This window comes from Pantoea sp. Lij88 (assembly GCF_030062155.1).
Lineage (GTDB): Bacteria > Pseudomonadota > Gammaproteobacteria > Enterobacterales > Enterobacteriaceae > Pantoea.
This window is the reverse complement of sequence record NZ_CP118269.1, coordinates 3,863,996-3,879,699: the sequence shown is the minus strand read 5'-3', so window position 1 is coordinate 3,879,699 and position 15,704 is coordinate 3,863,996. Positions and strand designations below refer to the sequence as shown.

The following is a 15,704-nucleotide window of genomic DNA, read 5'->3' as shown; positions in this document are numbered from 1 at the left end:
TTATTTGTGGCGAACAATCAATAATGAAAAACGAAGATGTTTATACGCCGGGCATTGCTCACGGTGAACCTCAGGATGATATCAGCGCGCTGCGAGAGGCTTTTTCTCTGCAGGCGTTCAGTTATGTTGATATTGCCCGCGAAGAACGCCTGAAAGAGATTGGGGCTCGCTGGCCGCTATTAGCGGAAACCGTCGCCTTGCTGCCTGGGCGTCCTCGCTGATGCCGCAGATTGCGCTTCAGGGCATCCGTGGTGGCGTCGGCACCACCTCTCTCTGCGCGGGCCTCGGCTGGGCGTTAGCCGCTCTGGGTGAACGCGTTCTGCTGATTGACGGTTCGCCGGTTAACCAGCTGGGCGCGCACTTTAATCTGCCTGTGCACACCGCGCAGGGCTGGATGCAGGCGCTGTGCAGCGGCGGCGACTGGCAGCAGAGCGCGCAGCGTTATCCACAGGGGCCCGATCTGCTGCCCTATGGTCTGCTCGCGTCGCCGGTTTCGGTTCAGGATGACGACATCGCCACCCCGTTGCTGAATGCGCTACCGGCGCTGAGCACCCGTTACTCATGGATTATTTTCGATTTGCCCGCAGAAACCGCGCCGTGGCATGACGCGCTCTGGCCGCAGCTGGACGGCCTGCTCTGCATCACCACGCCAGACGCCAACTGCCATTTACGTCTGAGCCAGCGGCGTTTTCCCGCCGCAACCCGTTTTCTGATCAACCAGTTTAATGCTAACAGCCGCCTGCAGCAGGATCTGCATCAGCTCTGGATGGCTTCGCTGAATCCGCTCATCCCCCTGCTGATCCACCGCGATGAGGCGCTGGCAGAAGCGCTGATGATGAAGCAACCGGTCGGTGAATATCGGCCACACGCGCTGGTCAGCGAAGAGCTCACCACCCTGGCCAGCTGGCTGCTGCTGCATCTGAAAGGCGATCGCGCTTGAATCCGCTACGCTGGCTGCTGACCGGCCCCGCCTGGCAGGCGTTGCAACGTCGCTACATGACCGCGCGTGGCAATGGCGCATCCCGCTTCGCCAGTGCGTTTAACCTCTTCTGGTGCGGGCTGATGGTGATGCTGTTCCGCGTTGAGATGCCAGGCTGGCAGCGGATTATCGGGCAGCGCCGTCAGCTCTATCCGCACATTTCGCCCGAACGTCCGCAGCCACTCGATTGTCTGCGCTATCTGATTCAGACGCTCTGGCTGCTGGTTATCCTGCCGCTGGATGACAGTGGCCGTCGCGCAAACGGCTTTTCGGCGCTGATTCGCTGGCGACAGCAGGGCTACCGCTGGCTGGAAAGGCGCGCTAAACGGGCAGAGACACAACGATTCGGCCCGCGCGCTGAACGGCGGCTGAAGCGATTGCCGCCCCTGGTGCGCTACGCCCTGTTTATCGGGATGGCACTGTTTGCCTCGGTGCTGGCGCTGCTCTGCATCAGCCAGCCCTTTGACCTGATGACGCAGTTTATTTTTGTGCTGCTGCTCTGGAGCCTGGCGATGGTGGTGCGGCGCGTGCCGGGCCGTTTACCGACCATGATGCTGATTGTGCTGTCGCTGACTGTCTCCTGCCGCTATCTGTGGTGGCGCTACACATCGACGCTGAACTGGGATGACCCGATGAGTCTGGTGCTGGGTCTGCTGCTGATCGCCGCAGAAACCTACGCCTGGGTGGTCCTGGTGCTGGGCTATTTTCAGACGCTATGGCCGCTTAACCGGCAGCCGGTTTCTATGCCTGCTGACCGATCACTGTGGCCATCGGTGGACCTGCTGGTGCCGACCTATAACGAGCCGCTGAGTGTGGTCAGGCCGACACTCTACGCCGCGCTGGGCGTGGACTGGCCGAAAGATCGCCTCAACATTTATCTGCTCGATGACGGCAACCGGCCAGAGTTCCGCGAGTTTGCCGCCAGCATCGGTGTTAATTATGTGGTGCGCCCGTCTAACGAACATGCCAAGGCGGGCAACATCAACCACGCGCTGAAAAAATGCTGTCGCAGCGATTTTGTGTCGATCTTTGACTGCGACCATGTGCCGACGCGCTCTTTCCTGCAGATGACCATGGGCTGGTTTATCAAAGATCCCCGGCTGGCGATGCTGCAGACGCCGCATCACTTCTTTTCGCCCGATCCGTTTGAGCGCAACCTGGGGCGTTTCCGTCGCACACCTAACGAAGGCTCGTTGTTCTACGGGCTGGTTCAGGATGGCAACGACACCTGGGACGCCACTTTCTTCTGCGGCTCCTGTGCCATTCTGCGGCGCACCGCGCTGGAGGAGATTGGCGGCATTGCGGTCGAAACCGTGACAGAAGATGCCCATACCTCGCTGCGCCTGCATCGCCTCGGTTACACCTCCGCCTATATCCGTATTCCCCAGGCGGCCGGGCTGGCGACCGAGAGCCTGTCAGCGCATATCGGTCAGCGTATCCGCTGGGCGCGCGGCATGGTGCAGATTTTCCGTCTCGACAATCCCCTGTTCGGTAAAGGGCTGAGGTGGGTGCAGCGGCTCTGTTATGCCAACGCCATGCTGCACTTCCTCTCCGGCATTCCCCGGCTGGTGTTCCTGCTGGCACCGCTGGCGTTTCTGCTCTGCCATGCCTACATCATCTATGCCCCGGCGCTGGCAATCGCCGTCTATGTGCTGCCCCATATGCTGCATACCAGCCTGACCAACTCGCGCATTCAGGGGCGCTGGCGACACTCGTTCTGGAGCGAAGTCTACGAGACCGTGCTGGCGTGGTATATCGCCCTGCCGACCACCGTCGCGCTGATCAATCCCCACAAGGGCAAGTTTAACGTGACCGCCAAAGGCGGACTGGTGGAGAAGCGACATCTGGACTGGGTGATTACCCGGCCTTACATGATGCTGGTTCTGCTTAATCTGGCGGGCGTGGTGATGGCGTTCTGGCGGATGCAGCACGGCCCGGCCAATGAAGTGTTAACGGTGTGGGTCAGTCTGGTGTGGGTGATCTACAACATGGTGATTCTGGGCGGTGCGGTTGCGGTCTCGGTGGAGGCAAGGCAGATCCGTGAAGCGCACCGTGTGGAGATTGCGATGCCTGCGGCGATTTCGCGCGAAAACGGGCACATGCTGCCCTGTACGCTGCGTGACTATTCGGACGGCGGTGTCGGTCTGGAACTGCGCGAGCCTGATGCACTGCAGGAGGATGAAAAAGTCTGGCTGCTGCTGCGTCGCGGCCAGCAGGAGTTCAGTTTTCCCTGCACGGTGCAGCGCGTCTTTGGCCGCCGGGCGGGCGTCCGTCTCGAACAGCTCACCACCCGCCAGCACATTGATTTTATTCAGTGTACCTTCGCCCGTGCCGATACCTGGGCGTTGTGGCAGGACGGTTTCCCGGAGGATAAACCGGTGCAGAGTCTGGCCGATATCATGGTCCTCGGCTTTAAAGGTTATCTGCGCCTGGCGGAATATGGTCCGCCGCAGTTACGTCGGTTGTTTAACCTGCTTACCGCTGGGGTAAGCTGGCTGGCTTCGCTGTTGCCAAAAGGCATCACGCGCGCGCCCGCTTCAAAAAAAACTGCATTGAGTTGATGATATGACAACAACAGGAATTAACAGATGGGTCGCTGCACTGCTGCTGGGCTCGGCAACACTAAGCTGCGCCATGGCGCAGGAGAGTGCGCCAGTCATGGCCGCCGGAGAAACGGCGGTGCAATCGTTGCCACAGGATCCTGCCGCGCCGCTGCGTAGCAGTCAGCTGAGCTTTGTTAAGCTGGCACCGCCGCCGGGCAGCATGATGCTGAGCGGAACGCGCACCAGCGGACAGATCGAGTTCGGGGTGCGCAGTGATGAGGTGGTGACGCGTGCGCTGCTTAATCTCAGCTACCGGCCATCGCCTGCGCTGCTGCCCACGCTGTCGCAGCTGAAAGTCTATCTCAATGATGAGCTGGTGAGCCTGATTACCCTGACGCCGGAACAGATCGGCAAACAGAATCAGATGCAGCTGGCGATCGATCCCCGTTTTATCAGCGACTTTAACCGCGTGCGCTTTGAGCTGGTCGGTCACTACGCCAACATCTGCGAAAATCCGGCCAACAGCACCATCTGGCTCGATATCGGTAAAGAGAGCGGTCTGGATCTGACGCTGCAAAAGCTGCCGCTGAAAAATGACCTGTCACACTTCCCGGAGCCGTTCTTTGATGCGCGCGACACGCGACCGCTGAATCTGCCGATGGTCTTCGCTGCCCAGCCGGATATAAAGCAGCAGCGCGCCGCCGCCATTCTTGCCTCCTGGTTTGGCAGCAAAGCCGCCTGGCGCGGACAGCGCTTCCCGGTGCTCTACAATCAGCTGCCGCAACAGCAGCATGCCGTGGTGTTTGCCACCAACGATGCGCGTCCGGATTTCCTGAAAGATCTGCCGCCGGTGACGAAGCCCACCGTGGAGATGGTGAGCCAGCCCGGCAGTCCCTATGAAAAAATGCTGTTGATCCTGGGACGCAACGACGACGATTTGCTGACGGCGGTGCAGGGGATTGCGCAGGGTGACCTGCTGTTACGCGGCGACACCTCAACCATCGACCGCGTCACGCTGCTGGCACCGCGCCAGCCTTATGATGCGCCAAACTGGGTGCGCACCGATCGCCGCACCACCTTTGCTGAGCTGACGCAGTATGAAAATCAGCTGCAGTCTGATGGCCTGCAGCCCAATCCGATCAGCCTCACGCTGAATCTGCCGCCCGATCTCTTCCTGGTGAGGGCGCGCGGTATCGATATGGATCTGAGCTATCGCTATACCTCGCCTGTCCAGCCGGACGGTTCGCGGCTGGCGGTGAATCTGAACAACCAGTTTATTCAGGACTACCCGCTGCTGCCGAAAAATACCGCCGGGCAGCAACTGCTGCATATCCCGCTGATTCAGGGGATGCTGGACAAGAATCATGAGCTGTTGATCCCGGCGTTACGCCTGGGCGTAGTGAACCAGCTGCGCTTCGATTTTGACTATGCCAACATCTTTATGGGTGGCACCGCGGACGGACGTTGTGAAACCGTGACGCCGGTCGGCCATCATGTGGTGCTGGATGACAGTTCGAGCATCGACTTCTCTGGCTATCGCCACTACATCGAAATGCCGTCGCTGCAGACCTGGGCGAATGCCGGCTTCCCGTTCAGCCGCTATGCCGATCTGTCACAGACGCTGGTGCTGGTTAAGCCAGACCCGGATTCACAGCAGGTCAGCACGCTGCTGAATGCGCTGGGCAATATGGGCGCGCAGACCGGCTATCCGGCGCTGCGCATGCAGCTCACCGATAACTGGAGCACGGCGCAAAAGCAGGATGCGGATCTGCTGTTGATCGGCGACATCCCCAAAGATCTTCAGGATGACCGCCGGATCTCCGCGCTGGTCGATGCCACCGCCAGCTGGCTGAAAACGCCGGTGCGGAAGGTGACGCATTCTGCTGAGCCGCTCAGCGAGGCTGAACGGGCAGCGGAAAGCACCACCGCTATCGGTTCCCGCGGACCGCTGGCGACAGTAATTGGTTTCCAGTCACCGTTTTACGATCAGCGCAGTGTGGTGGCGTTGCTTGCCGATGGCAGTCCGCGCAGCTGGCAGCTGCTCGATGAGGCGTTAGGCGACAGCGGCAAGCGCAGTGCGATTTCTGGCTCTACCGCGATTATCCGTGAGTCGGGCGTTAACAGTCTGCGCGTCGGAGAGACCTACTTTGTGGGCCATCTGCCGTGGTGGGAGCGGCTCTGGGCCATGCTGGCGACGCATCCCTTCTGGCTGGCGATGTGTGCGGTGTTTGTTGTGGTGCTGTTTGCCGTGCTGGTCTGGCGTCTGATGCGCCTTCTCGCGAACCGCCGTCTGCTTGACGATGAAGATGAATAAGCGACCTCTGCTGCGGGCAGGTGTCCTGATCGGCGTACTGGGAGCGCTGCCGGTGCAGGCTGCGCCTGTCGCCGGGCCGCAGGTCTCACCGGTTGAGTGGCTGCTGACCCAGGTGCGCATCGGCGAATCCACCAATAAGTATGAGTTGGTGCAGCAGTCGCTTTACCGGCTGGAGAAGATGGACCCGGATAATCCCCAGGTGCTGGCGGCACGTCTGCGACTGGCGCTGCATCAGGGCGATATCACTGCGGCACAGAAACTGCTGGATCAGCTCAACCAGCTTGCGCCCGGCTCGGCGGCGGCGCGTGAGTCTGCCGCAGGCCTGCGCATGATGTCGCCAGAGGGGCGACAGCAACTGCAGCAGGCGCGTCTGCTTGCCACCTCAGGCCGTCTGGCGGAGGCGAAAAGTGCGTACGATGCGCTGTTTAACGGTGTGTTCCCCGATCCCAACATCGCCCTGGAGTACTGGCGGCTGCTGGCGCGCCTTCCTGGTCAGGAAGATGTCGTCTGGCAGCAGCTTCAGGCGCTGGAGCAGCGCTATCCCGGCAACGTTGGCGTCGGATTGCAGATTGCCCGCATGGCATTTGCCCGGCAGCAGTCAGCGCAGGCGATAGCCCAGCTGAAGCGGCTGGCGGAGAGCGGCGGCGGACGTGATGCCGCGGCTGATCTCTGGCTGAAGCAGATCAACGATCAACCGGTCAGCGACAGCAGCGTGGCGCAGCTGAAAGCGTATCTCGCCGTCTTCACCGAGGGCGATGCGCATCAGCAGGGCGTGGAGGCACTTTCGAAGCAGCAGACGACGCTGGCCGATCCTGCTTATCGCGAACGGATGCGGGCGCTGGCGCTGGTCGATGCAGGTAATGTGAATAACGCGATGGCGACCCTGAACCGGGCGCTGAAAGCGAATCCCGATGATGCCGAATTAATGGGGGCAATGGGCCAGACCCAGGCCCGCGCGGGCCATCGTGATGCCGCCATTCTCTGGCTGGAACGTGCCATCAACGCGGGTCAGCAGAGTACGCTGATCGGCAAATGGCAGTCGCTGTTGCAGAGCAATCGCTACTGGCTGGAAATTGAGCAGGGCGATAAAGCACTGGCGCAGCACGATGTTGAGGGCGCCGGACAGCACTATCGCGCGGCGCAAACGTTAGACAGCAGCGACAGCTATGCCCTGATTGGCCTGGGGGATGTGGCGATGGCGCGCAAAGATACGGCGGGCGCTGAACAATTCTGGCAGCGCGCGCGACGGCTGGATGGCACCAATATCACCGCAGTGCGTCGGCTGGCGGGGCTTTATCAGGCGGTGTCGCCCGCCCGCGAGCTGGAATTTATTAATACCTTACCCGCCGGGCAGCAGCGTGCCCTGGCCGACACGATCCGGACGCTGCGCAGCGACAGTCTGCGCGCGGAAGCGGATGCGCTGGCGCAACAGGCTCGCTGGTCGCAGGCCGCAGAGAAATATCGCCAGGCGCTGGCGCTGACGCCGGATGACGTCTGGCTCAGTTACCGGCTGGCTGGCGCACTGCGTAACAGCGGGGCAGAGCCGCAGGCGGAGGCAGTGATGCGCGCGGTGGCGCAGCAGCATCCGCAGGACGCCACCGCCCTGTACGCGACCGCGCTCTGGTTCTCGGGCAACGATAACGACAGCGAGGCGCTGGCTACGCTGCAGCGCCTGCCCGATGCGCAGTGGAGCAGCGATATGCGCCAGCTGGCTGACCGTCTGCAGCAGAATCAGATCTTTGCCCAGGCTGAGGCGCTGCGCGCCGCCGGGCAGGAGCCCGCAGCAATAACGCTGCTTGAGCAGCAGCCGGTTTCCAGCCGACGCGACCTGACGCTGGCCGACTGGGCACTGGCACGCGGTGACGCGCAGCCAGCGCTGACGGGCTATCAGCAGGTGCTGTCGCGCGAGCTGGAAAATGGCGATGCGGGGCTGGGACGAATCGAAGCGCTGATTGCCCTGCAGCGCAACAGCGAAGCCCGGCAGGCGCTTAAGCAACAGCCGCCGGTGCAGGCGAGTGTCAATGCGGATCGCCGTGCTGCGCTGGCGTGGCAGGCGGTGGGTGAGACCACGCGAGCTGCGGTGCTGTTTACCGATCTGAAACAGCGCGCCGCCTCGCTGCCGCCTTCGCAGGATAAGGCGCTGGTGTTTCGTGATGCAGCCCGGCTGGAGCGTGCGCAGCAGCAGCCTGAACAGGCGCTGGCCGACTATCGCCAGGCGATGACGGCCAGCGGTATCGGGAGCAGTGGCAACATCAGCCACGCCACCCGCAACGATCCCCAGGATGACTGGCTGAAGCGCAGCCTGCGCAGCGACACGGCCGATCTCTATCGTCAGCAGCAGACCACGCTGACGGTGCAGGAGGACTATTCACGTAACAGCGGCACCGGTGGCATCTCTGATTTTACGGCGCACACCACCATGCTGCAGGCGGAACATCCGTTTGCCGATGGCCGGGGCTTTTTCCGCCTCGACCAGGTGGACGTCTCTGCAGGGAGCTTTACCACCCGAAACGGCAGCTTCGACGCGTTGTTTGGCAGCTGCGATGATGCGAATTCCGGCGGCTGCAGTCGCCAGACCCACCAGCGCGACAGGGGAACGGCGCTGGCCGCTGGCTGGCATAACGCTGTCTGGTCGGCCGATCTCGGCACCACGCCGCTGGGATTTGAAGTGACTAACTGGACCGGCGGGGTGAGCTGGAAAACCGATGTGAAGCAGCTCGGCGTCACACTGACTGCCTCACGCAGGCCGATTGCCAGTTCGCTGCTCTCCTATGCCGGGACGCGCGATCCTGCCGTCAACGGTGGCAAACGCTGGGGCGGCGTGGTGGCAACGGGCGGCAGCATCGGACTGAGTTACGATCAGGGCGGCGCGCATGGCGTCTGGGGCGACATCAGTGCGCATCAGATCACCGGTGAAAACGTTGCGGATAACAGCCGCGAGCGCCTGATGGGCGGCTATTACTACAAGCTGATCAACACCGATAATCGCCGTGCGACCATCGGGCTGAACAGCATGCTCTGGCACTATCAGAAGGATCTCAGCGATTACACCTTCGGCCAGGGCGGCTACTACAGCCCGCAGCAGTATCTTTCCTTCTCCGTGCCGGTCACCTGGCGGCAGCGCACGGAGAACTGGTCGTTTGATCTGGGCGGCTCTGTCTCCTGGTCGCATTCGAAAACCGATGCGCAGCAGCGCTATCCGGTCAATCCGGGCTTCACGCTTGCCAGTAATCCCTCTTCCGCCAGCAGCTCAGGCGGTGGCACGGGCTACACGCTGCAGGCGGTGATTGAGCGACGGCTGACGTCCAGCTGGTTTATCGGGGCGGGAGTCGATATTCAGCAGGCAAAGGATTACACTCCGAGCCACGGTCTGCTCTATGTGCGCTATGCGGCCGGAGGCTGGGAAGGGGATCTGGATATGCCGCCACAGCCGCTAAGCCCTTACGCGGATTTTAAATAATCCTGACCGGGAAAAAGCCGGACTTTTCAGACGGTAAAAAAGTCAGTTTATGGGATATACTGGCGACCATTGTACTGTCTGCTATCTGGGCTTTTTTCATCGTCAGGAGAGAATTTTTTGCGCGTAAGCCGGTCACTTACGATAAAGCAGATGGCGACAGTTTCGCTGGTTGCGGTTATCACCATCAGTATCTTTATCGTCATCCAACTGTTTCATTTTGTGCAGCAGCGCAGGATTGACTACGCCCAGCAGATGGAGAATATCGCGCATACCGTCCGTCAGCCGCTGTCGGAAGCGGTGCTGCGCGCCGATATTCCGCAGGCCGAACGCATTCTTCACTCCCTGAAACCGGCCGGTATTTTATCGCGCGCCGATGTGGTGCTGCCGAATGCGTTCCAGGCACTGCATGCCGACTTCGAGGTGGAAAAACCTGTGCCGCGTCTGGTCGCCCGCCTGTTTGAGCTGCCGGTGCAGATTACCCTGCCGCTCTATTCGGTCGAAAATACCGGGATGCCGAAGCCGCTGGCCTATCTGGTGTTGCAGGCTAACTCGACGCGCGTCTACCAGTTTATCCTCAGCACGCTCTCGACCATGATCATCACCTATCTGCTGCTGGCGCTGATCCTCTCTGTGGCGATCAGCTGGTGCATCAATCGGCTGGTGGTGCATCCGCTGCGCAATCTTTCGCGCGAGCTGCAGGAGCTGCCGCCGCCGTCGATTCTGACGCATAAGCTGTCGCTGCCGCCGAACCACCGCGATGACGAAATCGGCATGCTGGTCCGCAGCTACAACCGTAATCAGCAGGTGCTGGAGTCGATACATGACGAGATGAGCCGGCTGACTACCCATTTTCCCGTTACCGATCTGCCCAATCGCACCCTGTTTCTGGCGCTGGTCGAACAGTTCATGTGTCACCCTGAGCAGCCACTGGGTCTGATGGTGATCCGCGTTGAAACGTTGCAGGAAGCCAACGGCGTACTGAGCGATGAGCAGCGCGATACGCTGATGCTGACGCTGGTGGAGAAGATCCGTCATACCCTGGATGACCATACTCTGCTGGCCCAGACCGGGGTCAGCGATTTTGTTCTGTTAATGAAGCGCGCCAGTAATCCGTTCCGCGCGCTGCGTCTGGCCCGCAACCTGATGATTCGCCTGAATCAGCCGGTTAATCTGCATCAGCTGCAGCTGCGTCCTAACCTCAGCATCGGTCTGGCGCTGCGCGACGATAAGCCGCTGAGCGCGAATGAGCTGCTTGACCGCGCGACCTCGGCGATGATGTCGGCCCGCCATCAGGGCAAAAATCAGATCCTGTTCTTTGACGCCGCGCTGACCGAGCGCGCGCAGAAGCGTCTGACACAGGAGCATGACATTCTGCAGGGGCTGCACGATGAGCAGTTCGCCCTCTATCTGCAACCGCAGGTCGATATGCGCACCGGCGCGTTAACCGGCGCGGAAGCGCTGCTGCGGATGCGCCAGCCAGATGGCAGTTACGGTCTGACCGAAGAGTTCATTGCCAGCGCCGAAGAGATTGGCGTGATCAGCGCGATTGGCCGCTGGGTGTTTGAAGAGGCGTGCCGCATTCTGGCAGGCTGGCAGCGACAGGGTATTATGCTGCCGCTGAGTGTGAATATTTCCGCTGTGCAACTGCGCGACACCGGCGTGGTCTCGCATCTGCAGGCTCTGCTGACGCGCCACCGCATCGCACCCGACACGCTGGTGCTGGAAGTGACAGAGACCGCGCAGCTTGAAGATGCAGAACAGGCGATGTCGATGCTGCGACTGTTGCAGCAGACCGGCGTCGCCGTGGCGCTGGATGATTTTGGCATGGGCTACTCCAACCTGAACTATCTGCATCAGCTGAAAGCGTTGCCGGTAAACAAGCTGAAGATGGATCGCAGCTTCGTGGCGGCGCTGCCGCATGACGACACGATGGTCCGTATCGTGGCGGCTATCGCCGAGATTATCCACCTTGAAGTGATTGCCGAAGGTGTGGAAACCGCCGAGCAGCGCGACTGGCTGCTGGCGCGCGGTATCGCTATCGGACAGGGCTATCTCTACGCTGAAGCCCTGCCTCTGGCCCGATTTAATCAGGCGTGGATTGAAAACTCCTCACTGCCGCAATAATTGCCTGATTCATTGATTTTGCGAGAATTTTAGTTACAAAACCCCTTGCTGAAGCGTTTCAGTTCAGAATTACGATCCCAGGGTTTCCTGGGCGTTTGTCACCCTGTATTAATCACGTAAACAGAGTGTTATTTTCGGGTTACTGTCAGGCGCCACCTCTGTTGCCTGACAGTCACAATAACGAATCCGACAACATCACCTCACGGCGTTAGTGGACACCTGTTTATGAAAACCTCACTTTTTAAAAGCCTTTATTTCCAGGTGCTGATGGCGATTGGCATCGGCGTTTTATTAGGCCATTTTTACCCGGAGTTAGGGACCCAGATGAAGCCTCTGGGAGATGCCTTTGTTAAGTTAATCAAGATGATTATCGCCCCGGTTATTTTCTGTACCGTGGTGACCGGCATCGCTGGCATGGAAAGCATGAAAGCGGTAGGACGGACCGGCGCGGTTGCGCTGCTCTATTTTGAAATTGTCAGCACCATCGCGCTGCTTATCGGCCTGATCGTGGTGAACGTGGTGCAGCCAGGTGCCGGGATGAACGTTGATCCTGCTACGCTGGATGCCAAAGCGGTGGCGATGTATGCCCAGCAGGCCGAGCAACAGGGTGTCGTCGCTTTCCTGCTGGATATTATCCCCAACAGCGTGATTGGCGCCTTTGCCAGCGGCAACATTCTGCAGGTACTGCTGTTTGCCATTCTGTTTGGTTTTGCCCTGCATCGTCTGGGTAACACCGGCACGCTGATTTTCAACGTGATTGAAAATTTCTCAAAAGTGATTTTCGGCATCATCAACATGATCATGCGTCTGGCACCGATAGGGGCATTTGGCGCGATGGCCTTCACTATCGGTAAATATGGCGTGGGTTCACTGGTGCAGCTCGGCCAGCTGATCATCTGCTTCTACATCACCTGTATTCTGTTTGTGGTGATTGTGCTGGGACTGATTGCCCGTCTGTTCGCCGGATTCAGCATCTTTAAGTTCATCGCCTATATCAAAGAAGAGCTGCTGATTGTGCTGGGGACCTCCTCTTCCGAGTCTGCGCTGCCGCGCATGCTGGATAAGATGGAGAAGCTGGGCTGTAAGAAATCGGTGGTCGGGCTGGTGATTCCTACTGGCTACTCCTTTAACCTGGACGGCACCTCGATTTACCTGACCATGGCGGCCGTATTTATCGCTCAGGCGACCAATGCCCACATGGATATCTTCCATCAGATTACGCTGCTGGTGGTGCTGCTGCTCTCTTCCAAGGGTGCGGCGGGGGTAACCGGAAGCGGATTCATCGTGCTGGCGGCGACGCTCTCTGCGGTGGGACATCTGCCGGTGGCGGGTCTGGCGCTGATTCTCGGTATTGACCGCTTTATGTCCGAAGCCCGTGCGCTGACCAACCTGATTGGTAACGGTGTGGCGACCGTGGTGGTGGCGAAGTGGGTCGACCAGCTGGATCATAAACAGCTGACCGACACGCTGGCAGGCCGGAATAAGGAGAATAAAGCGTCTGAATCTTCAATTTAATCATTGAATTTCACTTAAATCCCCACAAATGCCCGCTGTCGCTTGCCCTGACAGCGGGCATTTGCATAATAAACCCCACTTGTTTTTTTTGACGTTTTTCACTTCGTTACGCGACATCCTGCGCTTCCTGTGGTCAAACACTTTGTTGTTGGATAACAGCGCGATTCGGCGCCAGCCGATTCGTTAATAACAGCGGCAATATGCGCCAGTGATAACGATATTTGAATTATTTGAGTAGGGGTTCACATGCAGGGCACCAGAATTCGGCTTTTGGTTGGTGGATTAGTGCTGGCAGGCAGCTTTGGTCTCCAGGCAGAGACGCTGCAACCGGATCCGGCCTGGCAGGAAGGCAAGCTGGATAATGGATTTAACTGGCAGTTACTGGCCACACCGCAACGCCCCAGCGACCGCATTGAACTGCGGCTGGTGGTGAATACCGGTTCGCTGGTGGAGAGTGCGCAACAGACCGGCTTCAGTCATCTGCTGCCGCGCCTGGCGATGGTGCATAACACCGCGCTCGATAACAATCAGCAGCGCGCGCTATGGCAACAGGCGATGGATCCTCAGCACCCGCTGCCGCCCGTCATCACCTCCTATGATTCCACCCAATATAATCTGAGTCTGCCGAATAACCGCCCCGAGCTGCTGAAAGAAGCGCTGAACTGGTTGGCGGCCACGGCGGGCAATATGGCGATTACTGAACAGGTGGTTAACACCGCGCTGGCCGCGTCCGATCCGGTGGCGACCTGGCCGAAAGATTCTCAGGATGTCTGGTGGCGCTACCGCCTGAAAGGCTCTGCGCTGCTGGCGCACGATCCCGCAGCGCAGCCGCGCGCGCCGGTCGATTTAACCCAGCTCAACGATTTTTATCATCAGTGGTATACCCCGGATGCGATGACGCTCTACGTGGTAGGCAATGTCGACAGCCGCAACCTCTCTGAGCAGATCAACAAAACCTTCTCGGCGTTAACCGGCAAACGTGAAACACCTGCGCCACTGCCGACCCTGTCGCCGCTGCCGCACGAGCCGGTGAATCTGGTCAGCAGCAACATGACGCAGGATCGTCTCTCGCTGGTGTGGGATACGCCGTGGCAGCCGATTCGTGACTCCCAGAATCTGCAGCGTTACTGGCAGGGCGACCTGGCCCGTGAAGCGCTGTTCTGGCATGTCCAGCGCGCACTCAGCGACAGCAAGGCGCAGGGCATTCAGGTCGGATTTGATTGCCGTGTGCTTTATCAGCGTGCGCAGTGCTCGATCAACATGGACGGGCGCAATGAAAATCTGGCGCAGAATATGAATCTGGTGGCGCGTGAGCTGGCCAGCGTGCGTGATAAAGGCATACCGCAGGAGGAGTTTGATGCGCTGATGGCGCAGAAGCTGCTGGAGCTGAACAAGCTGTTTACCACCTATGCCCGCACCGATACCGATGTGCTGATGAGCCAGCGTCTGCGCTCTCAGCAGAACGCCGTGGTCGATATCGCGCCTGAACAGTATCAGAAGCTGCGTCAGACGTTCCTGGCCAGCCTGACCCGTGAACAGCTGAACCAGGAGCTGCGTCAGCAGCTGACGCAGGAACTGATGATGGTTCTGATCCAGCCGGAAGGCGAAGCGGAAACCAACGTAAAGAGCCTGCAAAACAGCTGGGATAAAGTGATGTCACCGCCAGCGGCACCGGCGACCAGCAATGAAGCCAGTCCGCCGGATAGCAACGTCAAAGACGTTCCGCCAGCCGCGTAATGTCAGGTTTTTGCCCTGAGCCACTCGGTCACTAACATCGGCCAGCTGGCGAGGGGCAAATCTGCCACGCCACGGATACCAAATCCGTGCCCGCCTTTCTGATAGAAATGCACCTCTGCCGGGACCTTATGCTCACGCAGCGCGCCGAAAAACGCCATGCTGTGATTCACGGAGACATCATCATCGTCGGCCGCGTGGATTAACAGCGTCGGCGGCACCAGCGGATGAACCCGGGTTTCCATTGAATAAGCTTCAATGGTTTTCTGATCCGGCCAGGCGCCCAGCAGGCGGGTTCTGGCACCTTCATGAGCGATGCCGTCACGCATGCTGATCAGCGGATAGACCAGTACCATCGCATCCGGACGCGGCGAGAAGTTCTCTGCGCCATCCTGTACCGGATAGAGTTTCTCAGCGAAGCGCGTTCCCAGACTGGCCGCCACGTGGCCACCCGCCGAAAAGCCCATCATCACAATGTATTTACCGTTCAGGCCACGCTGTGCCCGATCGCGCAGGACGCGAACTGCGCGCTGCGCATCGGCCAGCGACGCGTCGGGACCTTCGTGATGCCCGTCATAGGGCAGGCGATAGGTCATGACCGCCAGGGTGTAACCCATCGACGTAAAGAAGGTCGCCAGGGCGCTGCCTTCACGATCGATCATTACGCGCTGATAGCCACCGCCCGGTGCGACCAGCAGGGTAATCCCGTTTGATTCGACAGGATGCCAGATCGCCATCTCCGGGCAACGTACGCCGGTCGCTGCGCGATCGTAAGGCTCATACTCTTTTGCCATATCGACGATCTGCGGCTCTGCGCGCGAATCGCTGGCGCCTGGCGCATCACCGTGTGGCCAGATATTAATAATTTCTGTGTGCATAAATAGATCCTGATGCGGGGAATATTTTAATTGTTTTGTTCGCGGCCGGAGAGAACAGCGTCCTGCTGTCTTTTGATTAAAAGATGGTCTTTTTTCAGGCGGTCGTCCATCCGAAAAGGGTAAATCTGACCAGATTAGGACTATGCCTGGTGGTGGA

General features: G+C 59.6%; 9 protein-coding genes. 8 read left to right on the top strand and 1 reads right to left on the bottom strand.

The annotated features are described in order from the left end of the window. The first annotated feature begins 23 nt into the window (after positions 1 to 23). The 8 genes from bcsR (at position 24) to PU624_RS21905 (ending at position 14,672) form a co-directional block, all read left to right on the top strand. Positions 24 to 221: a cellulose biosynthesis protein BcsR gene (gene bcsR / locus PU624_RS21940; RefSeq protein ID WP_283548059.1), complete on the top strand. Its 198-nt coding sequence runs from the start codon at positions 24 to 26 to the stop codon at positions 219 to 221. Next, the gene (gene bcsQ, locus PU624_RS21935) at positions 221 to 940 is read left to right on the top strand and encodes a cellulose biosynthesis protein BcsQ (RefSeq protein ID WP_283546616.1); all 720 of its coding nucleotides are present in this window, start codon (positions 221 to 223) and stop codon (positions 938 to 940) included. The genes bcsR and bcsQ overlap by 1 nt, the downstream gene beginning before the upstream one ends. Beyond that, positions 937 to 3,540: a UDP-forming cellulose synthase catalytic subunit gene (bcsA, locus tag PU624_RS21930; RefSeq protein ID WP_283546615.1), complete on the top strand. Its 2,604-nt coding sequence runs from the start codon at positions 937 to 939 to the stop codon at positions 3,538 to 3,540. The genes bcsQ and bcsA overlap by 4 nt, the downstream gene beginning before the upstream one ends. A 4-nt stretch (positions 3,541 to 3,544) precedes the next feature. After that, on the top strand, positions 3,545 to 5,836 hold the full coding sequence (gene bcsB / locus PU624_RS21925; protein ID WP_283546614.1) for a cellulose biosynthesis cyclic di-GMP-binding regulatory protein BcsB: 2,292 nt from the start codon (positions 3,545 to 3,547) through the stop codon (positions 5,834 to 5,836). Further along, positions 5,829 to 9,296, top strand: a complete 3,468-nt coding sequence (gene bcsC, locus PU624_RS21920; RefSeq protein WP_283546613.1) for a cellulose synthase complex outer membrane protein BcsC — start codon at positions 5,829 to 5,831, stop codon at positions 9,294 to 9,296. Before bcsB ends, bcsC begins: the two co-directional genes overlap by 8 nt. Positions 9,297 to 9,413: 117 nt before the next feature. Continuing rightward, entirely contained in the window at positions 9,414 to 11,420 is a 2,007-nt protein-coding gene (gene hmsP, locus PU624_RS21915; protein ID WP_283546612.1) for a biofilm formation regulator HmsP, read from the top strand. 225 nt (positions 11,421 to 11,645) lie between these two features. Beyond that, on the top strand, positions 11,646 to 12,935 hold the full coding sequence (locus tag PU624_RS21910; protein WP_090966440.1) for a dicarboxylate/amino acid:cation symporter: 1,290 nt from the start codon (positions 11,646 to 11,648) through the stop codon (positions 12,933 to 12,935). A 246-nt stretch (positions 12,936 to 13,181) separates the two neighbouring features. After that, positions 13,182 to 14,672: a M16 family metallopeptidase gene (locus tag PU624_RS21905; protein ID WP_283546611.1), complete on the top strand. Its 1,491-nt coding sequence runs from the start codon at positions 13,182 to 13,184 to the stop codon at positions 14,670 to 14,672. 2 nt (positions 14,673 to 14,674) lie between these two features. Here PU624_RS21905 and PU624_RS21900 read toward each other — a convergent pair whose 3' ends face one another. Beyond that, positions 14,675 to 15,547, bottom strand: a complete 873-nt coding sequence (locus PU624_RS21900; RefSeq protein WP_283546610.1) for an alpha/beta hydrolase — start codon at positions 15,545 to 15,547, stop codon at positions 14,675 to 14,677. Between the last annotated feature and the right edge of the window lie 157 nt (positions 15,548 to 15,704).

Coding starts and splice junctions, on each gene's coding strand:
- bcsR (WP_283548059.1), top strand. CDS start 24: ATGAAAAACGAAGATGTTTATACGCCGGGCATTGCTCACGGTGAACCT.
- bcsQ (WP_283546616.1), top strand. CDS start 221: ATGCCGCAGATTGCGCTTCAGGGCATCCGTGGTGGCGTCGGCACCACC.
- bcsB (WP_283546614.1), top strand. CDS start 3,545: ATGACAACAACAGGAATTAACAGATGGGTCGCTGCACTGCTGCTGGGC.
- bcsC (WP_283546613.1), top strand. CDS start 5,829: ATGAATAAGCGACCTCTGCTGCGGGCAGGTGTCCTGATCGGCGTACTG.
- PU624_RS21910 (WP_090966440.1), top strand. CDS start 11,646: ATGAAAACCTCACTTTTTAAAAGCCTTTATTTCCAGGTGCTGATGGCG.
- PU624_RS21905 (WP_283546611.1), top strand. CDS start 13,182: ATGCAGGGCACCAGAATTCGGCTTTTGGTTGGTGGATTAGTGCTGGCA.
- PU624_RS21900 (WP_283546610.1), bottom strand. CDS start 15,547: ATGCACACAGAAATTATTAATATCTGGCCACACGGTGATGCGCCAGGC.